Here is a 21,145-nt window from a genome sequence, read left to right on the forward strand (position 1 = left end):
GAACCTGCGATGCACCCATCCTCCCTGCCCCAGAAAATGAAGGATGAAACGGGGCGGGGGACGGACCAAAGGCGTAACCACGAACTTTCACAGGGGCTAGGCTGGATATCGATTTTTCGCCTCGGACTTGTTCAGGCCGCACTAGGCGCAATTGTCGTCCTGACGACTTCAACGCTGAACCGGGTCATGATCGTCGAACTGGGGCTTGCCGCAGTCATCCCCGGGGCTCTGGTCGGTCTCCACTACGGTGTACAGATCACGCGTCCGATCTGGGGACACAAATCCGACGCTGGCCAGGATCGCACCACCTGGATCCTGCGGGGCATGGCTTTGCTGGCTGTCTCGGCCACCCTTGCCGCCGCAACGACCTTGCTGTTCGAACGAAGCTTCACCCTGGGGCTGGCCGTTGCGGTTTTGGCCTACAGTCTGATCGGCATCGGAATTGGTGCCTGCGGAACGTCCCTGCTCGCCCTGATCGCCGCGCGAACCACCCCACAGCGCAAGGCGGCAGCCGCGACCATCACCTGGATCCTGATGATCTTCGGCATTATCGTAAGCTCAGTCCTCGTCGGCAGCACACTCGATCCCTACTCGCATCCACGGCTAATTGCGATCACCGCAATCACCGGCGTGCTTTGTTTCTGTATCACGCTGGTCGCCGTTGGCCGCATCGAACACAGATCCCGTCAGCCGGCGCGCAAGAGTGCTTCGCTGGAGACCAGCAGCTTCCAAGAGAGCTTCTCCGATGTCTGGCATGACCCCGATGCGCGGCTATTTACGCTCTTCATCTTTATCTCGATGCTGGCCTACGCGACCCAGGATCTCATCCTCGAACCTTTTGCCGGTCTGATGTTCGGCATGTCTCCCGGCGAGACCACCAGCCTGACCGGAACCCAGCATGCAGGGGTGCTCATTGGCATGCTGCTGGTCGGGATTGCCGGAACCATCCTTGGCAAAACCATGCCGGGCATGCCCAAACTGATCATCGCCGGTGGATGCTTCGTTTCGGCCCTCGCGCTGGCCGGCCTTGGACTTTCATCACTGCATGCCCCTTCCTGGCCGCTTGAAACCAACGTTTTCGTTCTGGGTGTGGCCAATGGTGCCTTTGCGGTCGCCGCCATCAGCACGATGATGCTGCTCGCAGGGGCTGGCAAGCGGGCAGATCACGGCATGCGGATGGGAATCTGGGGTGCTGCACAGGCCATTGCCTTCGGCCTTGGAGGCTTGCTCGGAACGGTGGCACTGGATACGGGACGCAGCTTGTCTCAGGACAACGGAATAGCCTTTTGCGCCGTGTTTGGTCTGGAGGCGGCACTGTTCCTGGTCGCGACAGGAATGGCGGTCAGGCTGAGGCGGACCGGAACCAGCAAGATATCACAGGACCTACACCGATCCGCGACGGTTGCGGCCGTCCCCGGTGAGTAACCCAATCAGATGAGCCCCGCCCGGGCCTGGACCAGGAGATCAGGATGTACGAAGTATTCGACGTCGCCGTGGTCGGAGGAGGCCCCTGCGGGGCCATTGCCGCAATGCATTTGGCAAGGCAGGGCCTGAGCGTCGCGCTGATCGATCCCGAGAATCGCATCAAGCCCTGTGGCGGGGCGATCCCGTCCCGTTTGCTGACCGATTATGCTATTCCGGAGTCCTTGCTCGTATCCAAGGCAAATGCCGCACGCATCATCGCGCCCTCGGGGAAGACTGTGGAAATGCGCATCGGCGACATCGGTTATGTCGGGATGGTCGATCGCGCCACTTTCGACCCCTATCTTCGAGCCCGAGCAGAGGCCGCCGGCGCAAGGCGCATCCGCGCGCGCGCAGAAAGCCTCGAATATCGATCGGATGGCGCCCTGCAAATTAACCTTTCCTCGCCATCCGGCGACCGCACCAGCCGGATCGCGGCCCGCCAGGTGATCGGTTCCGATGGCGCGAATTCCACTGTTCGCCGCCAAATGTTCCCGGCAGCAAGGAAACCACCCTATGTCTTCGCCTATCACGAGATCGTGGAAACGCCGGTTGAACCCGATCCGGCATTATTTCGACCAGACCGCTGTGACGTGATCTATGACGGGCAGATTTCGCCCGATTTCTATGGCTGGGTCTTCCCGCATGGGAGGCAGACCAGCATCGGCTGCGGTTCGGCAGTCAAAGGCCACGACCTGCGCAAGGCAACAAGCGAGCTGCGTCGTGCAGCCGGATTAAATGATGCACGCGTGATACGCCGCGAAGGCGCGCCCCTGCCGCTAAAACCCATGCGCCGGTGGGACGACGGGAGAAGCATTCTGCTCGCCGGCGACGCCGCAGGCACCGTGGCCCCCTCGTCCGGTGAGGGCATCTACTATGCCATGCTATGTGGCAAACTCAGCGCCGATGCAGTCAGCCTGTCGCTCGCCACCAACAAGGCTTCTGCCCTCAAGCAGGCCAGGCGCAGCTTCATGCGCGACCATGGCCGCGTCTTCTTCATCCTCGGCCTCATGCAGACGATCTGGTACCGCAACGACAGGCTGCGGGAAAGGTTCGTCAGTATGTGCGCCGACCCGGATGTGCAGCGACTGACCTGGCAATCCTATCTCGACAAGAAGCTCGTCAGGAGCGATCCCTTCGCCCATGCACGTGTCTTCCTCAAAGACACCGCCCAGTTGTTCGCCAATCTGGCAGGTCAGAAATGACGGCTTGGCTGGACGAACTGTTCTCGAGCGGAGCGGTCAGCCTTTTGGCCGTGACGGTACTCTGGTCCGTGACATGTGGGCTCTGCTTGGTCGCGGAAAGACCGCGGCAGAGACTCCGCCGCCTCGCACCCAACGCCTTGTCTGGCAGTTTCCTGCTCGCCGCCCTCGGCCTCGCCCTCCGGCAGGCGGAAACCCATTGGGTGGCCTTGCTGCTTGCCGGATCCCTGCTTGCCTATCTGGTCGACGTGAAGCGTCGCCTCGCTTCAGACCTTCTGGATATTCAATCGCCAGACGGAATGGTTGAGAGCAGCAGCCGTGCTTACCCAGGCCAGATAGGGCAGGAAGAGCAGCGCTGCGAGCGTAGAGATTACCATTGCGGTCAGGATGAAACCGACAATCGACAACCACAGGATGGCGATGTCGGCGAGCGCAATATCCATACGCCTCAACCCGAAGAACAGATAGGACCAGACGGCATTCGCAACGAGCTGAAGGCTCCAGAAGATCATCGCCATCGACCAGCCGCTCGTCGTCCATACCAGCCACCCGGCATAGCCGATCATCAGATACAGCACCGACCAGACGACGGGAAACGCCCATTTTGGCGGAGTCCAGCTGGGCTTGCGCAGGGTTTCATACCAGGCGCCCGGCTTGAAGATGGCGCCGGTGGACGCCGCGGCCAGCACGATGACGCCAAATACGATTGCAGACATGATCCAAACCCTGTGCCGTTTCCGTATAGGTTCATATTGCACGACAACCGCCACGAGGAAAGCGGCTGAGGCAGTATGAAGCATGGGATGGGTCGGTCCTGTTTATCCGATCCGCGCATCACATAAATTTCAGGAATTGCAGTTGAATCCGATCCGCGATGCCATGGGAGGTTACACATGTCGAGGATATACGCAGCCGCATTCACAGCCGTAACACTAGCACTTACCTTACCAGCTGCAGCGCAGGAGGGCGACGCAGCGGCCGGCGCAACCGTGTTCAAGAAGTGCACGGCCTGTCACAATGTCGACAACCCCAAGGCCAAGGTGGGGCCATCTCTGCAAGGTGTCATCGGAAGACAGCCAGGCGTCGTGGAAGGCTTTAAGTACTCCAAGGCCATGACCGACTTTGGCGCCGGCAAGGTCTGGAATGATGAACTGTTGACGACCTACCTCGCCGACCCGCGCGGCGTCGTCAAAGGTACGAAAATGGCCTTTGCCGGCTTGAAGGAGCCGAAGGATATCGCTGATGTGATCGCTTTCCTCAAGCAGCATACGCCGGCTCCTTGATCATCTCGACGTTTCCGTCGGCGAGACTTCGCCGACGGAAATCGACGGCCAAGTGTAAAAAAAAGTTTACATATCGCAAGTCTTCTCCGAATATGGGTAAGCGACATCGTCTACAGGAATGACCGCAGGATCGCTCGAAGGCGGTACGGTCTCGGGCGGATGCTTGCGCGGGAGGAGATCGCTGTGAGCCTAACTTATGCGAATACCGTCGCCACGCCTTTGCTCGACCGTGTGAAATCACCGCGCGATCTAAAGCGTCTCCGAGATGACGAACTCATTTGCCTTGCAGACGAGTTGCGCGGCGAGACTGTGCGCGCTGTCTCCAATACCGGCGGCCACCTGGGATCGAACCTCGGCGTGATCGAACTCAGTATCGCTATCCATGCAGTCTTTGATACGCCAAACGACACGCTCATCTGGGATGTCGGCCATCAATGTTATCCGCACAAGATCCTCACGGGTCGACGCAAACAAATGGCAAACCTGCGCAAAAAGAATGGTATCTCCGGCTTCACCAAACGCTCGGAGAGCATATACGACCCGTTTGGCGCCGCGCATTCCTCCACCTCCATTTCGGCTGGCCTCGGCTTTGCCGTCGGTCGAGGTCTGGCAGGCAAGACCGGCCACGTCGTCTGCGTTATCGGCGATGGCGCGATGTCCGCAGGCATGGCTTATGAAGCGTTGAACAATGCAGGCGTGCTTGGCCACCGCCTGATCGTCGTTCTCAATGACAACGGCATGTCGATCTCGCCGTCAACCGGTGCGTTGTCGCACCATCTGGCAGACATCAAGCAGCCAGCGGATGAGGCAACAGAAGGCCGTAAGACCGCCAATCTCTTCGAGCATTTGGGGTTTCGCTACCACGGACCCGTCGATGGTCACAATCTCGGCGCGCTGCTTCCCTTGTTCAGAGAAATATCATCCGCGGGCCGCGGCCCCATTCTCGTTCATGCCGTCACGCGCAAAGGTGCCGGCTATGAACATGCGGAAAAGTCTGAGGACAAGTATCACGGTGTGTCCCCCTTCGATGTCGCTTCGGGAAAGCAGGTCAAGCAGCCCGCCAACGCGCCAAGCTATACAAAGGTGTTCGCCAACGCACTGATCGCCGAGGCCGAAGCGGATCCGCGCATTATCGCCATAACGGCCGCCATGGCGGCGGGCACAGGTGTCGATCTCTTTCAACGCCGCTTCCCTGATAGAAGCTTCGATGTGGGCATTGCGGAACAGCACGCCGTAACGTTTGCGGCAGGTCTCGCGGCAAGTGGCATGAAGCCCTTCTGCGCCATTTACTCGACCTTCCTGCAGCGCGCTTTCGATCAGATCGTCCACGACGTCGCGCTTCAGGGGCTTCCGGTCCGCTTCGCCATAGACAGAGCCGGTCTGGTGGGTGCCGATGGACCAACGCATGCCGGGGCCTTCGACGTCGCCTATCTTGCAAATTTGCCGGGCTTTACCGTGATGGCACCGAGCGACGAAGCGGAACTCGTCCACATGGTGGCGACGGCCGCCGCCCATCAGATCGGTCCGATTGCTTTTCGCTATCCACGCGGGGAAGGCCGAGGCGTACCCCTCCCCACCCGCGGAGATATTCTCACGCTCGGCAAGGGACGGATTGTCGAAAGAGGCCATGATATCGCCCTCCTGTCATTCGGTACACGGCTGCAGGATTGTCTACGGGCGCGCCTGCTGCTGGCGACCCAAGGCATTTCGGCGACGGTGGCCGACGCACGTTTCGCCAAACCGCTCGATACCGCGCTGATCACCGAACTGGTCGAGCAACATGCTCTGCTCGTAACGGTGGAAGAGGGATCAACAGGCGGCTTTGGGGCACTGACACTGCACCACCTCGCGGATCACGGAATGCTGGACGGACGGTGCGGCATTCGGACGCTGACCTTGCCGGACAGCTTCATTGCCCAGGCGAGCCCCGATGACATGTATGACGAGGCGCGACTGTCGGCCCGCCACATCGCAGCGCAGGTCCGCAAGGCGCTTCAACTGCGCGCGCCAGGCACCCGCATACTGCCCCGAACAAGAGGCGGCGTTGCGGAGCAGTCCGCGCGGCTGCATCGAGCAGAAGATCGTTAACGCCTATTTCGTGCATGATGCCGCGTCTACGACCATTAAGTGTTTTGCGGCTTTTGTCAGATGCGGTATTGTGCCGCCGTCGGACAGACGACCGCCAAGGCCAAGGATCGGGAGGGTGACATGGCCAATGACAGGAGACCGGGTCCGCCGGGAGATGCTGACGCATCGCAGTCGACAGGCAACAGTAAGCCTAACCTGACCAAATGCGATGTGCCCATGAGTGCAGGGGACCACCGCATTCTTGAACAGGCAATCCGGCAGGCCGTACCGAGACTCGTCGGCGCCGGCCACCCGGAATTGCAAAAGTCGACCGGGACCGATCAGGCAGCGCATGAGCCCGATCTCCATCTACATCCCGAGCTTGATCCCCTTGCCCGCCAATTGCCTGGAACTGAAAAGGCGATCGCCTACAGGACCAGCCTTTATCGCGTCCTAGTGGACATGGATCCCCGAGGTCATCGCGAACTCATCGACGAACTGGTGCGCAGCGGCATTCCCCTGCACACACTCGCCATCCAGCTCTTCTCGCCAGTCGCGGTGCATTTGGGTAACCTCTGGTGCACCGACGAGAGCGATTTCATGCAGGTAGCCGTCGCCTCTACGCGCTTGGGAATGATCATCAATCACCTGTCCCATGGTCACGGGCATACTGTCGGCCGGCGAGACATTGATCGCCGAATCTTGCTGGCCCGCACGCGCGGCGCGCTGCACACAATCGGCGTCTCCATCGTCGCCTCCTGTTTTCGCGATATGGGCTGGATCGTCGAGGGCGGAGCCGACCTCGAGCTGGACGACAGCCTCTACATGAAACTGTCTGCCTCACCTTACAATCTGGTTGGGATCTCCGTGGGGCAGGTCGACGAAGTCGATCAATGCGCTCATGCGATCCGTCGCATCCATTCCAGCCGCACGACAAAACAGGTGAAAGTTGCAATCGGCGGGCCGGCTGTCATGCGCGACCCGCTTTCCTTTCACAACATCGGCGCCGATGTCGTGGCACGCTCCGCGCTGGAGGTAATGCAACTGGCAGAAAGCGTTGGCCGCTAATAGGGATGGCCGCTCATTCTTCTCTCACGACATTGCTTAAGTAGCCGGTGTCGTGACCCCTTTCAGATGGCCGAGCAGATAGGCATGCGTCGATGGATTGCCGACAATCAGGATTCCCGACCTTTCATAATGCTCTGGTCCTCTGCCCCACCAGTCAGTCACAACCCCACCAGCTTCCTCAACCAGCAGGATTCCAGCAGCGGTATCGATAAAGCCGGTCTGCTCGAAATAGCCGGTAAACCGACCACAAGCGACATAGGCACAGCAATTGGCCGCACTGCCGATCACCCGCACGGCGCCGATCGGCGCCCGGATCGCATCGAGCCTCGCATAGGCACCGGCATGCAGCGACAGGCTCGGCAATGGTAACCCTGTCCCGACCACCATCTGGCCGACGAGGCCCGTATCCCGCATGTCGAGCTTTCGTCCGTTGAGATAGGCGCCCGCCCCGGCGATCGCGGTGAACATCTCATCTGTGACAGGATTGAACACGAGGCCGCAGACCGTCCTGCCCGCCTGCCTCAACGCAATCGTGATGGTGAAATCCAGACCGTTGAGGAAGTTTGTCGTGCCGTCGATCGGATCAAGGAGAAACCGATAATGGGTGTCGACACCATCTACCGGAGGAAACTCCTCTCCGCTCAAACTCCAGTCCGGATAGCGCGACAGAAGATGCTTGCGGATCAGCATTTCGGATTGTTCATCCGCTTCGCTGACAAAATCACCTGGTCCTTTGACCCCGATATCGAGCGTCTCGCGCCGGTGGAAATAATCCATCGTCAGCGCGCCTGCCAGACGGGCCGCCTCGATCATGTCGACGAGGACAGACTTGATGTCGATGTTGCTCATACGGTGCTTCCTGCAAGCTTGACTACCAATGTTTCCGGGTCGTCCGTGGTGATCTGATCGACCTTCAAAGCTAGCAGACGCAAGGCCGCGGCAACGGCATCAGGGCCGGTATCGCGCAGAGTCCATGCATCCACACGCCGCCCCTCAGCATGCACCGCCGCGATCATGTCGAAGCCCTGATCGGCGGCCGCAAGGATAAGCTCGTAAGCGAGATAGATCATCTGCGCCGCCGGGGCCGTAACTAGAGCCTGTTTGGTGAAGGCGGCAAAATCCGCGGCCGCCTTGAGATCCTGCAGCACGCCGGGATACGTCGGATCATATCCCGTCTTCAGCCCCGGCGTGGCAGCAGCCAGGACTGTCACCGCAGCAGCATCACCGCCCGAAAGGATCATCGTCGCTGCAACCGGCGTGACGGCTGCGGCAAAATTGGCGATGCTGGACGCGTCAAGCCGGGCCACGTCTTCTTTGAAATCGAGTTGAAGGAGCGCTTCCGGATGAGCAGGATTGGCGGCCAGTAACCCACACAGGTCCTCAAGCAACATGACGCGATCATCGATGGGAACGCCATCCTTGCCGCGCAGATGCAAACCACGCAACATTTCTGCCGAAGCGTGCGCAACCAGACCCTTGCCGGTCGTGCCATGGACAAGATCGAGATCGTGGAGGATGGCAAAGCCGTGATCGGCATGCACGACAAGGTCGACTTCGACACTCGCCCCGAGGCGCATGGCCTCAAGAATGCGCGTCGCAGTAAACTCCGGGTCGGTGATTGTCCGCCGGGCGCGATGCCATTTGAGCCAGGTACGGTGCCCGCCAAACTCGAGCGAAATCGGATCAGACATGGGCATTTGTCCGATAAAGTTGCTGACCGTCGCGGAAAACAGCAAAGGCCCGCGGATGAAGGTCGACCCCTTGGCCGGCGCGGAAAAGATCGGGTGTACGCACCATGGATTTGATCCGTGTGCCGTCATCAAGCATCAGATCGACAAGCCCATGGGTGCCGAAATCGGTAACCCGATGGACATTGGCCTGGCCCGGCGTCGCCGCGACGAGATCCAGCGCCTCGGGCCGTACGGCAAGCGTCGCCGGCCCATCGCTGACAGGCAGCGGCACATTGACATCGTCATGCAGGAAACGCCCCTGCTCCACCACGCCTTCGATGAAGTTCATCGATCCGATGAAACCGGCGACGAACGGTGTCTGCGGATCGCGATAGACGATCTCCGGGCGATCAGCCTGCTCGGTCCGGCCGTTGCGCATCACGACGATCCGGTCAGCCATAGACAATGCCTCGTCTTGGCCATGCGTCACGAACAGCGTGGTGATCTTCAGCCGTAGCTGAATATCGCGCACCTCTTCGCGCAACCGTTCGCGCAAATGCTGGTCGAGGCTGGCAAAGGGTTCGTCAAGCAGCAGGATTTTCGGCTCGAGCACCAGCGAACGGGCAAGCGCCACACGCTGCTGCTGACCGCCCGAAAGCTGATTGGTCAGCCGCTTGCCATAGCCGGCAAGCCCGACAAGCTCGAGCACGCCTTCCACCTTGTCAGCTATTTCACCAGCCGGCAGCCGCCGCAGCTTGAGACCGAAGGCAAGATTGTTGAAGACATTCATGTGGCTCCAAAGCGCGTGGCTCTGGAACACCATGCCAGTCGGGCGTTGATCCGGTGAAAGACCGGTCACGTCCTCGCCGTCGATCGAGATGATGCCCGATGTCGGGCGCTCGAAACCGCCGACCATGCGCAGGACCGTAGATTTTCCCGAGCCCGAGGGACCCAGCAGACAAACCAGTTCGCCGTCTGCGATGTCGAGTGAGAAGGCTTCGACGGCAACCGTGCCGCCGGCAAACACTTTTGAGACGGCTTTGATGCTGAGAGGTGCCATGGAAACGTCCTGATTGCAAAAATTCAGCCGCCGAAGCCGCGCGCGAAGGATGAGCCGCCAATGACGCGGCGGGCGAAAATAAGGGCGAGGAAGGATGGCACCCACAGCATGACCGAGAGCACCGCACCAAACTGGATCACCATCTGGTTGTTGATGAAGCTGATCATCAGCACCGGCATGGTGCGGATGCCCGGCGCGCCGATCAGCCAGGCACCTTCCGTCTCGTAGAAAGTGCCGACGAATGTCAGCAGCACGGCAGCTGCAATGGTCGGAGCTGCCTGCGGCAGCGTGATCGACCAGAAAACCCGAAGCGGCCCGGCACCGACATCGCGCGCCGCCTCCTCCATCCGCCTGTCGACAGCCTGGAAGGCTGCGACCGGGATCCAGATCATGAACATCAGCGTGTTGACCAGCTGGATCAGTGCCACGCCCCAGAACGTCCCGATCAGGTCGAGTTGCAGAAAAATTGCAGCGATCGCGACCAGAAGGCCGAATTTGGGGAAAGCATGCCCGGCAAGGAAAGAGAAGAACAAAAGGTCCCGCCCGGGAAACCGCATCCGGGCAAACGCATAGGCCGCCGGCAGGCAGATGACCGCCGAGGCGAGCGTGACAGAGGCTGAGAGCAGAAGGCTGAGCTTCAGCGCATTCCAGACATCCGAACGGTTGAGCGTCTGTTCCCAGAACCGCAGGCCGAATTGCTGCGGCATGAGGCTGGGATAACGCCAGACCTCGGTGAAGGCCCAGACACCGACAACGACGAGAGGCATGATGACGGCGATCGTCAGGAGGGTGGCGAGCACGAGACCAGTGCCATCGATCGGCCGGCGGACAAAAGCAAGCTTGGTCATGAACGGCTTACTTTCCCTGATTGCGGGCAACGGACCGCACATAGAACAGTCCGAAGACGATGCAGAAACCGAAGGTAATCACCGCCTGGGTGATCGCGCCGACCGGATCGTTGAGATCGCGGAAGGTGCGCTGCATGAACGGCCCCATCATCTCGGGCGAGGCAGGCCCCAGCAGATAGGGCAGGGTGAAGGACGAGAAGATGCCGAGCACGGCGAAGGAAAGCGCGACCAGAATGGAATTGCCGATCCTGGGCAGGATGATGTGCCAGAGAACCTGCAACCGGTTTGCTCCGACATCTCGCGCCGCCTCGACTGCCATATTGCTGACTGAGCCGAGGCCAGACAGAAGGATGAGAACGGTCAGCGGAATATTGTCCCAGACAAGACCAATCACTGGCCCCAATGGTGTGAGATAGGGCGTGCGGATCTTGGGAAGCCCCGCGAAATTGAGGAGAAGATCGACCATGCCATTCGGCCCAAGCACGCGGATGAAGGCGTAAGCCAGGATGATCGAAGGCACAAACATCGGAAGAATTGCCAGCGCCTGCACATAGGCTGCCACCTTGCCCTCGGCAAAGCGGAGATAGAGCGCAATCGGCAGGCAGACGATGAGCAGCAGGATCGCGCAGGCGGCTGTAGTCCACAGTGTCAGCGACAGATTGTTGAGGCTATAGGCATCACCGAAGAAGAAGACATAGCTCGACAGATCGAAGGCCATCGCGCCATCTGCCTGCCGTCGCCAGACGGTGCGCAGCACCGCACTGGCGATCGGCCAGATGACCAGCCAGCCGACGAGCAACACCGGAATGGCGACGAGCAGGAGGCCGATTGGCCTCCTGCCTGCGTCAGTGTGCACGGACAGAGATGATGGCACGGAACCGCTCACGCCTTGCGGTCGATAGTCGGCGCAACGTTACGATACCAACCGTCATTGACGGCAGCTTCCCAGGCGCCCGCCGGGAAGGTCGGGATCGAAGCCGGGATGATATCGGCGAATTTTTCGCGCAGATCGGCTGAGACGTAATCCCAGGCGACTCCCGGAAAGCCACCGAGTTCCGTCAAAATGGCATTCTGCATCTCTTCCGTGAGGATGAAATCGGCAAGCTTCAGAGCCTCATCACGGTTCTTGCCATTGGCAAGCACGACAGCGCGCGAGAAGTTTCCGCACAGTGCCAGATCCTGAAGCTGAACGATGCCGGTTGTCTCGGGCAGAACGCCCTGGGCAATCGCCTGCAGCACCTGATCCGACCAGACGGGGGTCATGGTTACGACGCCCTGAGCCAGGAGCTGGATCGACTGGGTATTGCCAGAAGAGTATGCGCCATTGTCATAAAGCGATGGCGCGATGTCCTTCAGGATCTCCCAGGCCTTGCCGAGCGCCTCTACGCCGGAGGCTTCGGTATAGTTGTCGACCGTGAAAGCCTTGGGATCGAGACCATTGGCCTGATGGATGGCGCGGCGCACGAAATTGCCGCCGGAGCCGCCCTTGTCGGGACGGTTATAGACGAACTGACCGGGATTGGCCTTGATCCAGGAGACGAGAGCCTCCCAGGTCTTTGGTGCATCGGCAGCCGAGAGCTTTGTAGTGTCATAGGCAAGCAGAACCTGCGAACCGCGATAAGGCAGGCTGTAATCGCTGTCGAAGGCAAGCGGATTGACCTTCGAATAATTCGACAGACCGGCTTCCTTCATGTTGACATAGAGACCAGCTTCGATGGCGCCCTTCGGCAGGCGCGGGTCGGTGTGCTCGAAGTAGTCGGCCTGCGGATCGGTATTCGTCTGCATGGCCGCAACAGCACGTTCGGCGATCGCCTGAACGCCCGCATTATCGCCGGCATCCACCAGGTTGAGCTTGACGCCCGCATGCGCCGCCTCAAAGGCCGGCTTGACGGTGTTGGTCCAGAAATCAAGGACATTGCTGTCCGAACCAGTGTACCAGTCGATCTGACCTTCGCCCGCGAAAGACAGTTTCGGCAGGAGCATCATGCCGGCCACGGAGCCGGCGGTAGAGATCAAAAAGGCGCGACGCTTCATCGTCTTCTCCAAGGGTGGCCGGGCAAAGGCTCACGGCACGGGTCGACGGTCAAAAAACAGGGAGAGACGGCAAACGCCGAAGGATGACAGCGGACCGACACTGCCAACTTCTCTCGACGAGCCTCACCTCCGCCGGACGCTGAGGGCCGGACATCAAAGGAAAGGCACCAGCCAGGGATGCGCTTGCACATGATTGCAAGCAAATCCCTCTCGGCCGCTCCTAACTACCGTTCGAACGCAAAGCTTTGATGACAGTGGCTCCGTGCACACATGTGCAATAAAATTCGCTCAAGCAGACTGTGGCCGCACCGAACGCCGCCAGATCGGCGCTGGTTCAAAAACGACAGCCTCGCGGGTCTGCCTGCTCGGCGACTGATCCGGCAAGGTCAAAAGCTCGACAACATGCCCCGCCATTCTGTCGAGCGGCTGTTCGAATGTCGTCAACTGGTAGGACTCCCAGCCAGACTGTTCGATGTTGTCAAAGCCGACAATGCAGAGATCCTCGGGGATTTTCAGGCCGAATTCATGGCGCGCGCCGTCCATAAAGCCCAGCGCCAGAAGGTCTGTGACGCAGAAGACGCCGTCTGGCTGGTTGGATCGGGCAAACAGTCGCCGCGCCACCTCGACGCCGGAGCGATGGGAGGCTGGGCCCGCTTCCCAGACGCCGACTGAAAGGCCCTCTCCTTCGGCAGCCTCGACGAAATGGCGCTCCCGGGCGATCAGGCTCGGCGTCATCGCACTCGATGTCACAACGCCGATATGCCGGCAGCCGGCCCGCCGCAGCAGGAACAAGGCCTCGCGTGCCGCAAGCGCATTATCGACGCCGACATTGTCGCAACCGCTCAACCGGTCGTCGCGGTTGATCAGGATGACCTGCTGCCCATTGGCAAGCGCCGTCTGCACCAGCGAGGATGATGGTGTGCCCGATAAGACCACGGTCGCATCCGCCCGGTAATGCAAGGTCAGTCTCAGCGCGCAACCGACACTCGCCTCGTCGCTCTCCGTATTGAGGACAACCGTAATCTTGCCCGCTGCCTGTAGCCTGCGCGTCAGACTGTCGAGCAGCGCCGCCCGCACCGGCGTCGTCACGTCGGACACGATCAGACAGACGATGTTGCTGCGTTCACGCAGCTGCCGCGCGAGATGATTGACGTGATAACCTAAAGCCTCAGCGGCCTCGATGACCTTGCGGCGCGTCTCGTCCGAAACGCTGGCACCGTCGGTGAAAGTCCGCGACACGGCAGAGCGCGACACGCCTGCGCGTTCGGCAACCATTTTCGCACTGACAAATGACGTCTGATGCACATCACGCATGCCGCCCCTCCCCCATTGCCCGACCTTCGGCAGATGTAAGTCGGCTCGACCGCAACTGATCCGGAAACCGGTAAGAACTCAATATGACAAACGCGTGAGACTGCGATTGAACTAAATCGAAAATCTCGATATAGATCGACGAACAGGGGGAGAGAGACGTGAGCAGCCGTTTTCTGATGATCACGCCGGAAGACGGCAAGGATGTGCTCAAGTGTTTGGCAGCCCCTGCCCGGCTCTCTATACTTGAGATCCTGCATGCCAAGGGATCTCTGAACGTCAACGAGATTGCAGAGCTGCTTGACCTGCCCCAATCGACCACCTCCACCCATATCAATCAGATGGAAGAGGCGGGCCTCATCCGCACAGAAGTGCAGAAGGCGCGCAAAGGCAGCCAGAAGATCTGTCATGCCGTGCATGACGAGATCGTGCTGACATTCGCCCGCCCGAACGACGAAACCAATGAGGCGATCGAGGTGGCAATGCCCGTCGGGCTCTACAGCGGATATGATGTGTTCGCCCCCTGCGGAATGTGCTCGCACGACGCCATCATCGGATACCTCGATAACCCCGACACCTTCCTCTCGCCGGACCGGATGAAGGCCGGCCTTCTGTGGTTTACCCGTGGCTATGTGGACTACCAGTTTCCCAACAATGCCAAGATCAAGGGCGCCCCGATCAAGGAGCTGGAACTCCTCCTGGAGCTCTCCTCAGAAGTACCCGGAACATCGGAAAACTGGCCTTCCGACATCACCATCTCGATCAACGGCAAGCCGATCGCGGTCTGGACCTCGCCCGGCGACTTTGGCGATCGGCGCGGCAAACTGACGCCCGACTGGTGGAAGTTGCGTGGCAGCCAATACGGCATGCTGAAGAGCTTCAGGGTGACCGATCGCGGCACTTTCATTGATGGCGTCAAGGTATCGGAAACGACAGTCGACGACCTGGAGCTGACCGAACATCGCTCCATTCGCCTCCGGATCGAAATCCCCGATACGGCTGAACATCCGGGCGGCGTGAACATCTTCGGCCGCGGATTCGGCAACTATGACCAGGACATCGTCCTGCGCATCAAGGCCTGATTGAACTCTTTTTCCACACCTCGCTTTGCCGGATTGACCTCCGGTCGATCCCGTGTAACATATCGCCAATCATGATAGATATCCGAAAAACGGATATGCAAGGGAGGCGTAAAACATGCGGGCTGTCGGCACCGTTCACCGCGATTTCACCATCAGCAAAATCGATCCGCGTCTTTACGGATCTTTCGTCGAGCATCTTGGTCGCGCAGTTTACACCGGCATCTATGAGCCGGATCATCCGACAGCAGACGAGAACGGCATGCGTCAGGATGTAATCGACCTCGTACGTGAACTCGACGTGCCGATCGTTCGCTATCCCGGCGGCAACTTCGTCTCCGCCTATAACTGGGAAGACGGCATCGGCCCGCGTGAGGAGCGTCCGGTACGCCTCGACCTCGCCTGGCACACATCGGAATCGAACCAGGTCGGCATCCACGAATTCGCCGACTGGGCAAAGGCCGCCAACACCGAGATGATGCTGGCCGTGAATCTCGGCTCGCGGGGCCTCGACGAGGCCCGCGCCTTCCTCGAATATGTCAACCATCCGGGCGGCAGCTACTGGTCCGACCTGCGCCGCAAGAACGGCCGCGAGGAACCCTGGGGCGTCAAGATGTGGTGCCTGGGCAACGAGATGGATGGTCCCTGGCAGATCGGCCAGAAGACCGCCGACGAATATGGCCGCATCGCCTTCGAAACCGCCAAGGCCATGCGGGCTTTCGACAAGTCGATTGAGCTCGTGGTCTGCGGCTCGTCCTCGCCGAAGATGCCGACCTATCCGGCCTGGGAAGCCACAGTCCTCGACTACACCTATGACAGCGTCGATTTCATCAGCCTGCATATGTATTTCGACAATCATGAAGGCGACACCGCAAGCTATCTCGCCCAGAACGCCAGGCTCGACGACTATATCGCAACGATCGCCGGCGTCATCACCGTTACCAAGGCGAAGAAGCGCTCGAAGAAGGATGTTTATATCAGCTTCGACGAGTGGAACGTCTGGTACCACTCCCGCGAAGCGGACCGTAAGGTGCTGGAAGGCAATGACGGCTGGCCCCATGCCCCGGCGCTGCTGGAGGACATCTACAATTTCGAAGACGTGCTTCAGGTCGGCTGCATTCTCAACACGTTCATCCGTCGCGCTGACGTCGTGAAGGTTGGCTGCCTTGCCCAGCTCGTCAACGTTATCGCGCCAATCATGACGGTACCGGGCGGCCCGGCCTGGCGCCAGACGACATACTACCCCTACCTCTTCGCTTCTCGCTATGGCCGCGGCACCTCCTATCAGCTGGCACTGGATTGCCCGGGCTACGCCACCGACTTTGCAGCCAACGTACCTTATCTAGATGTGTCCGCCGTCGAGAGTGACGAGGACGGCGCGCTCACACTCTTCATCGTCAATCGCCACCAGACCGACGCGATCATGCTCGATGTCGCGCTTGAAGGCTTCGGCGACCGCCGAGTGATCATGGACAAGGTGATCGCAGGCCATGGACTTCGGACAGTCAACGGACCGGACGATCAGACCGTCGAACCCGCTGATGGGACCGGGCTCGATGTCGAGAGCGGACGCCTCAAGGGAGAGATCGCGCCGCTGAGCTATCGGATGATCCGGCTCGGCCAGTAAAACGATCGACGACGGGGAGGAGAAACCATGTCGGCTTCGATTGAAATCGAAAATGTCACCAAGCGTTACGGCGCGCTGACCGTTCTGGACGAGATCTCGCTCTCGATAGACGCAGGCGAATTCGTCGTATTCCTCGGACCCTCGGGCTGCGGGAAGTCGACGCTTCTGCGCATGATCGCCGGGCTTGAGGATGTCACCCAAGGCACGATCCGTGTGGCCGGGGAGCGGGTGGATACCCTGCCCCCTGGCAAACGCGGTGTGGCCATGGTCTTCCAGTCCTATGCGCTCTACCCGCATATGACAGTGAAGCAGAACATGGCATTCGGGCTCGAAAACATCCGCATGCCACAGGATGAGATCGAGCGGCGTGTTGTGGCGGCCGCAGACACGCTGGAAATCGGGCACCTTCTCGATCGAAAGCCTCAGAAGCTCTCAGGTGGACAGCGCCAGCGCGTCGCGATCGGGCGTGCCATCGTCAAGGAGCCCAAAGCCTTCCTGTTCGACGAACCACTGTCGAACCTGGATGCAGCCCTGCGCGGCAGGACACGCCTGGAACTGGCGCAACTGCATGGTCGGCTTGGCTCGACAATGGTCTTCGTAACCCATGACCAGGTCGAGGCGATGACGCTGGCCGACCGGATCGTCATCATGAATGCCCGCAAGATCGAACAGATCGGCACGCCGATGGAGGTCTATCAGCGCCCGGCGACCCGTTTCGTCGCCGGCTTCATCGGCTCACCGGCGATGAACTTCCTGCCCGTTTCAGGCTGGGCCCGCGGTCCGTCAGGCCTGATCGTCACGACCGCAGGCCTAGGGCGTGTGGAAACAGGCTTTATCGCCCCGAGCGATCTTGGTCCTGACGGCGCCGTGCTCGGCATCCGTGCCGAAGACGTTTCGGTTTGTGCTCCAGGCGAAGCGGGCGTTCCCCTGAGGGCAGACGTCATCGAACGCCTCGGCGACAGGACCCTGATCTATGGCGCACTCGGCGACGGCACCAAGCTCGTCGTTGAAGCGGACGGCCGGTCGCTGGTCAAGGCGGGTGACACGGTCAGCATAAAGGCCGACGCCCATGCCTTCCATCTCTTCGGCGCGGACGGACACGCGCTTGCAAGGCAGGAGGGCTGACATGGCAGAGAGCTATCGCCGCAGCCAGTGGAGCCATGGGCTTTTCATCCTGCCCTATCTGCTCGTCTTTGTCGCATTGCTGGCCTTTCCGCTTTTCTGGGGCATATGGCTCAGCCTGCATAAAGTGGATCTCTTCGGTCCCGGTCGTTTTGTCGGCATCACCAATTATGTCCGGGTCCTGGGCGATCCGGTCTTCCTGCAGGCGCTGCGCAACACGGTGATATTCGTCCTCTTTAGCGTGCCATCGCTGGTCGCGCTCGGACTTTTCCTGGCGCTTGCCCTCAATCGCACCACCCGCACGACCAGCTTCTTCCGGGGACTGTTCTTCTCCTCCTCGGTGCTGTCGGTCACCATCGTGACGCTGATCTGGCGCTTCGTCTTCATCCCGGGTGACGGTCTGCTTTCCGTGTTGTTCGAACAAACCGGCCTCGAGCAGATCAACTTTCTCTCGACCAAGGGCTGGTCGCTGTTTTCTGTCGGTGTCGCCACCGTCTGGTGGTGCGTCGGTCTGCCGATGATGCTTTTTCTTGCAGCCCTCCAACAGGTCCCGCAAGACCTTTACGAGGCCGCTGCCCTCGACAATGCCAGCCCGCGGCGCGTGCTGACGCGGATCACCCTGCCCTCGATCGCCCGAACCATCATGCTCGTCACGATCATCCAGATCGTCATGCAGTTTCAGCTTTTCGGGCAGGCACAGCAGATGACCAATGGCGGGCCAAACGGCAGCTCACGTCCTCTCGTCATGTATATCTACGAAGTCGGCTTCATTCGGTGGGATGTCGGCCGCGCAGCCGCAGCCTCGCAAGTTCTCTTCTTGATCATCCTCATCGCGGCCATGGCCCAGTACGTCGTGTCCACACGCAAGACGGAGGCTGGAGCATGAGCCGTCCTGACGAAACCTACAAGCCGGACGTCCTGACGGCAAACCGGCCACTTCTCTGGGGTGCTGCCTTCCTGTCGGTCGTGATGATGGCGCCGGTGGCTTGGCTGGTCGGCCTTTCGATCAAGAACAACCAGGAACTGATGATCGGTACGGATTCGGTCTTCCGGGCGCCCTATACCATCGTCAACTATTTCAACATCCTGCAATCCTCGCAGGTCTTCGGCTGGTTCTTCAACAGTTTCGTGGTCGCGACAGGCCAGACATTGATGGTGCTCGTCCTGGCCTCTCTGGCTGGCTACGGCTTTGCCCGCCTGGAATTCCCCTTCCGGCGCACGTTGTTCGTCATCGTGCTGTTCGGCCTCGCCGTTCCGGAACAGGCCGTCATCATCGCTCGCCATCAGATGTTCAATTGGTTCGGCCTGCACAACACCTATCTCGGCTTGATGCTGCCTGGCATGTCTTCGGCCTTCGGCGTGTTCCTCATGACCCAGTTCTTCCGGGCGATCCCGAAGGATATCGACGAGGCAGCCCTGCTCGACAATGCTTCCCAGTTTCGGATCTTCTGGAAGATCATGCTGCCATTGACACTGCCTGCCCAGGCGACTCTTGGCATCTTTACTTTCCTGCATGCCTGGAACGACTATTGGTGGCCTCTGATCTCGGCGACCAAGAAGGAAATGTACACGCTGACGATCGGAATCGCCTCGTCACAGTCGAACTTTGCCCAAAGCGAAGGCCTCGGCTTCTTGGCGGCTCAGGCGGTCTTTGCCAGCCTGCCTGCGCTGATCGTCTATCTGATTTTCCAGAAACACATCGTCACAGCCGTTTCGGGTGGCGCCGTGAAGTAAAGCCTGCCCCGGCCGGGGAGGAGCCGGCCGGCCGTGTTCAACAGGGCCAAGAGGCCCGACTAGAGGGAGTGAGACCATGAAACGCATTCTACTGACAACTGTTGCTGTCATTGCGCTGGGCTATGGAGCCAGCGCACAGGCACAGACGAAAATTGAACTTCAGCGCTTTTTCGGCGCCTGCGAAGCGGACTACGGCACGGTAACAGATGTTTCTGCCGCAGTCGGCGAATGCGGTATCATCACCGCACTGGTCAACAAGTTCGAAGCTGACAATCCTGATATCGACGTCAGTGTCACGACGGTCGAATGGCCGGGCTATGACCAGCTCAATGCTCAGCTCGCCTCTGGTGCTGCACCCGATGTCGTCTCCATGCACTATTCCGCAATCTCGGATTACCAGAGCCGCGATCTGATCGAGCCGATTGATGAAGTGCTGGCAGCCGAAGGCGTTACATCGGCCAGCTTCACGGATGCTGCCCTCAACGGCGTCACCAAGGACGGAAAGCTTTATGGCCTGCCCTTCGACAACTGGACCATGCTCTTCCACGTCAACCTGAACCTGATGAAGGAAGCAGGACTGGTCAACGCAGACGGCACGCCCATTCTGCCGAAATCGGCTGAAGAGTTGGTTGCCCAAGGCAAGCAGTTCAAGGAAAAGACCGGCAAGCCATATCTCGTCCAGATCCTCGCCAACGAAACCGCGTCCTATGCGCGTGTAATCTACACACTGCTCCAGCAGCAGAATGCTGACTTCTTTGCCGATCCGACCGCTATCAAGCTGAACACACCGGAAGCCAAAGCCGCGGTTGAACTGCTAAAGCGGATCAAGGACGAAGGCATCACCACCACCGGCCTCGACTACGCTGCAGCGGTCTCCGCATTTGCAAACGGTGACGGTGGCATCGCAGTCAACGGTACCTGGCTGATCGGAGATTATGTCGCCCAGTCGGAGAAAGACGGAACTGCTCTTGCGAAGGGTTACACCGTCTATCCAATCCCTCAGCTCTTCCCCGGCCAGGACAGCACCTATGCCGACGGCCATAGCTGGGTGATGCCGAAGAAAGAACGCTCGCCCGAACAGATCGCTGCCGTGGGCAAGCTGTTCAAGTTCCTCGCCGATAACGACTTCCAGTGGGCCCGCACGGGTCACCTGCCGGCGGCCAAGGCCGTCTTCGACATGCCAGAGTTCAAGGCCCTGCCGCATCGCGACAACATCGCCAAGATTGCGGAGACCGGACGTTCGCTGCCGGCAGAGGTGCAGCGGCAGTTCCCGATCCAGGACATCATCGGCGAAGAAATCGGTGCCGCCGTTAACGGCGACAAGCCGATCGACGAGGCACTGACCTCTGCCGAAACCCGGATCAACGAGCTCTTGGCAGATCTCTGATCTCACTACCCCCATTGGGCATGGTCACATCCAACCCCATGCCCGGGCCTCCCGGCCAGGCCCTGCACGCTCCTCGTGCAGGGCTTTTCGTTTTAGATGCCGGTGCTAGAAAATTTTCAGCAAAATTACGCAGCGGTTTTGCGTCGGGAATTGCGTGAAAACACAAACCTCGAGCCGTTCCGCGACTTGCTG

19 protein-coding genes are annotated in these 21,145 nt (G+C 59.9%); 11 read left to right on the forward strand and 8 right to left on the reverse strand.

The window, feature by feature from the left end; all coding sequences use genetic code 11:
• The first annotated feature begins 9 nt into the window (after positions 1–9).
• Positions 10–1,425 carry a BCD family MFS transporter gene (locus IP76_RS14060; RefSeq protein ID WP_245281468.1) on the forward strand — a complete coding sequence of 472 codons (1,416 nt, stop codon included), beginning with the start codon at positions 10–12 and terminating at the stop codon, positions 1,423–1,425.
• A gap of 44 nt (positions 1,426–1,469) precedes the next feature.
• A complete protein-coding gene (locus IP76_RS14065) occupies positions 1,470–2,666 on the forward strand; it encodes a geranylgeranyl diphosphate reductase (protein WP_054158857.1) in 1,197 nt (398 codons plus the stop codon).
• A 263-nt stretch (positions 2,667–2,929) separates the two neighbouring features.
• On the opposite strand, the gene IP76_RS14070 is transcribed toward IP76_RS14065, so the two are convergent.
• A complete protein-coding gene (locus IP76_RS14070; RefSeq protein ID WP_054158858.1) occupies positions 2,930–3,379 on the reverse strand; it encodes a TspO/MBR family protein in 450 nt (149 codons plus the stop codon).
• A 177-nt stretch (positions 3,380–3,556) separates the two neighbouring features.
• Between IP76_RS14070 and IP76_RS14075 the strand changes: the two genes are divergently transcribed.
• From IP76_RS14075 to IP76_RS14085, 3 genes are all read left to right on the forward strand, one after another.
• On the forward strand, positions 3,557–3,946 hold the full coding sequence (locus tag IP76_RS14075; protein ID WP_082352544.1) for a cytochrome c family protein: 390 nt from the start codon (positions 3,557–3,559) through the stop codon (positions 3,944–3,946).
• Positions 3,947–4,129: 183 nt separating this feature from the next.
• Positions 4,130–6,034, forward strand: coding sequence for a 1-deoxy-D-xylulose-5-phosphate synthase (locus IP76_RS14080; protein WP_245281469.1), 1,905 nt, complete (start codon positions 4,130–4,132; stop codon positions 6,032–6,034).
• Between the two features lie 216 nt (positions 6,035–6,250).
• Positions 6,251–7,081: a B12-binding domain-containing protein gene (locus IP76_RS14085; RefSeq protein ID WP_156318576.1), complete on the forward strand. Its 831-nt coding sequence runs from the start codon at positions 6,251–6,253 to the stop codon at positions 7,079–7,081.
• Between the two features lie 36 nt (positions 7,082–7,117).
• Here the strand turns inward: IP76_RS14085 and IP76_RS14090 are convergent, their stop codons facing one another.
• The 7 genes from IP76_RS14090 to IP76_RS14120 form a co-directional block, all read right to left on the reverse strand.
• Entirely contained in the window at positions 7,118–7,930 is an 813-nt protein-coding gene (locus IP76_RS14090) for an inositol monophosphatase (protein ID WP_054158860.1), read from the reverse strand.
• Entirely contained in the window at positions 7,927–8,772 is an 846-nt protein-coding gene (locus tag IP76_RS14095; RefSeq protein WP_054158861.1) for a glycerophosphodiester phosphodiesterase family protein, read from the reverse strand. The genes IP76_RS14090 and IP76_RS14095 overlap by 4 nt, the downstream gene beginning before the upstream one ends.
• Entirely contained in the window at positions 8,765–9,811 is a 1,047-nt protein-coding gene (locus IP76_RS14100; RefSeq protein WP_054158862.1) for an ABC transporter ATP-binding protein, read from the reverse strand. The genes IP76_RS14095 and IP76_RS14100 overlap by 8 nt, the downstream gene beginning before the upstream one ends.
• A 23-nt stretch (positions 9,812–9,834) precedes the next feature.
• Positions 9,835–10,659, reverse strand: a complete 825-nt coding sequence (locus IP76_RS14105; protein ID WP_054158863.1) for an ABC transporter permease — start codon at positions 10,657–10,659, stop codon at positions 9,835–9,837.
• Between the two features lie 7 nt (positions 10,660–10,666).
• The gene (locus tag IP76_RS14110) at positions 10,667–11,515 is read right to left on the reverse strand and encodes an ABC transporter permease (RefSeq protein WP_197278347.1); all 849 of its coding nucleotides are present in this window, start codon (positions 11,513–11,515) and stop codon (positions 10,667–10,669) included.
• Between the two features lie 26 nt (positions 11,516–11,541).
• A complete protein-coding gene (locus tag IP76_RS14115; protein ID WP_054158865.1) occupies positions 11,542–12,693 on the reverse strand; it encodes an extracellular solute-binding protein in 1,152 nt (383 codons plus the stop codon).
• Between the two features lie 288 nt (positions 12,694–12,981).
• Positions 12,982–14,007, reverse strand: coding sequence for a substrate-binding domain-containing protein (locus IP76_RS14120; RefSeq protein ID WP_054158866.1), 1,026 nt, complete (start codon positions 14,005–14,007; stop codon positions 12,982–12,984).
• A 158-nt stretch (positions 14,008–14,165) separates the two neighbouring features.
• Here IP76_RS14120 and IP76_RS14125 point away from each other — a divergent pair, with 158 nt between their 5' ends.
• The 6 genes from IP76_RS14125 to IP76_RS14150 all read left to right on the forward strand — a co-directional run bounded on the left by IP76_RS14125 (position 14,166) and on the right by IP76_RS14150 (position 20,953).
• A complete protein-coding gene (locus IP76_RS14125; protein ID WP_054158867.1) occupies positions 14,166–15,086 on the forward strand; it encodes a metalloregulator ArsR/SmtB family transcription factor in 921 nt (306 codons plus the stop codon).
• 115 nt (positions 15,087–15,201) lie between these two features.
• The gene (locus tag IP76_RS14130; RefSeq protein ID WP_054158868.1) at positions 15,202–16,710 is read left to right on the forward strand and encodes an alpha-N-arabinofuranosidase; all 1,509 of its coding nucleotides are present in this window, start codon (positions 15,202–15,204) and stop codon (positions 16,708–16,710) included.
• 27 nt (positions 16,711–16,737) lie between these two features.
• A complete protein-coding gene (locus IP76_RS14135) occupies positions 16,738–17,835 on the forward strand; it encodes an ABC transporter ATP-binding protein (protein ID WP_054158869.1) in 1,098 nt (365 codons plus the stop codon).
• 1 nt (position 17,836) lies between these two features.
• Positions 17,837–18,718 carry a carbohydrate ABC transporter permease gene (locus IP76_RS14140; protein ID WP_082352545.1) on the forward strand — a complete coding sequence of 294 codons (882 nt, stop codon included), beginning with the start codon at positions 17,837–17,839 and terminating at the stop codon, positions 18,716–18,718.
• Complete coding sequence (locus tag IP76_RS14145) at positions 18,715–19,566, forward strand: carbohydrate ABC transporter permease (RefSeq protein WP_054158871.1); 852 nt, start codon at positions 18,715–18,717, stop codon at positions 19,564–19,566. The genes IP76_RS14140 and IP76_RS14145 overlap by 4 nt, the downstream gene beginning before the upstream one ends.
• Before the next feature lie 76 nt (positions 19,567–19,642).
• The gene (locus IP76_RS14150; protein WP_054158872.1) at positions 19,643–20,953 is read left to right on the forward strand and encodes an extracellular solute-binding protein; all 1,311 of its coding nucleotides are present in this window, start codon (positions 19,643–19,645) and stop codon (positions 20,951–20,953) included.
• The last annotated feature ends 192 nt before the right edge of the window (positions 20,954–21,145 follow it).

The organism is Rhizobium sp. AAP43, from assembly GCF_001296045.1.
Taxonomy (GTDB): Bacteria; Pseudomonadota; Alphaproteobacteria; order Rhizobiales; family Rhizobiaceae; genus Allorhizobium.

Coding starts and splice junctions, on each gene's coding strand:
- IP76_RS14060 (WP_245281468.1), top strand. CDS start 10: ATGCACCCATCCTCCCTGCCCCAGAAAATGAAGGATGAAACGGGGCGG.
- IP76_RS14085 (WP_156318576.1), top strand. CDS start 6,251: ATGAGTGCAGGGGACCACCGCATTCTTGAACAGGCAATCCGGCAGGCC.
- IP76_RS14135 (WP_054158869.1), top strand. CDS start 16,738: ATGTCGGCTTCGATTGAAATCGAAAATGTCACCAAGCGTTACGGCGCG.
- IP76_RS14095 (WP_054158861.1), bottom strand. CDS start 8,772: ATGTCTGATCCGATTTCGCTCGAGTTTGGCGGGCACCGTACCTGGCTC.
- IP76_RS14065 (WP_054158857.1), top strand. CDS start 1,470: ATGTACGAAGTATTCGACGTCGCCGTGGTCGGAGGAGGCCCCTGCGGG.
- IP76_RS14130 (WP_054158868.1), top strand. CDS start 15,202: ATGCGGGCTGTCGGCACCGTTCACCGCGATTTCACCATCAGCAAAATC.
- IP76_RS14070 (WP_054158858.1), bottom strand. CDS start 3,379: ATGTCTGCAATCGTATTTGGCGTCATCGTGCTGGCCGCGGCGTCCACC.
- IP76_RS14115 (WP_054158865.1), bottom strand. CDS start 12,693: ATGAAGCGTCGCGCCTTTTTGATCTCTACCGCCGGCTCCGTGGCCGGC.
- IP76_RS14150 (WP_054158872.1), top strand. CDS start 19,643: ATGAAACGCATTCTACTGACAACTGTTGCTGTCATTGCGCTGGGCTAT.
- IP76_RS14140 (WP_082352545.1), top strand. CDS start 17,837: ATGGCAGAGAGCTATCGCCGCAGCCAGTGGAGCCATGGGCTTTTCATC.
- IP76_RS14120 (WP_054158866.1), bottom strand. CDS start 14,007: ATGCGTGATGTGCATCAGACGTCATTTGTCAGTGCGAAAATGGTTGCC.
- IP76_RS14090 (WP_054158860.1), bottom strand. CDS start 7,930: ATGAGCAACATCGACATCAAGTCTGTCCTCGTCGACATGATCGAGGCG.
- IP76_RS14075 (WP_082352544.1), top strand. CDS start 3,557: ATGTCGAGGATATACGCAGCCGCATTCACAGCCGTAACACTAGCACTT.
- IP76_RS14100 (WP_054158862.1), bottom strand. CDS start 9,811: ATGGCACCTCTCAGCATCAAAGCCGTCTCAAAAGTGTTTGCCGGCGGC.
- IP76_RS14145 (WP_054158871.1), top strand. CDS start 18,715: ATGAGCCGTCCTGACGAAACCTACAAGCCGGACGTCCTGACGGCAAAC.
- IP76_RS14105 (WP_054158863.1), bottom strand. CDS start 10,659: ATGACCAAGCTTGCTTTTGTCCGCCGGCCGATCGATGGCACTGGTCTC.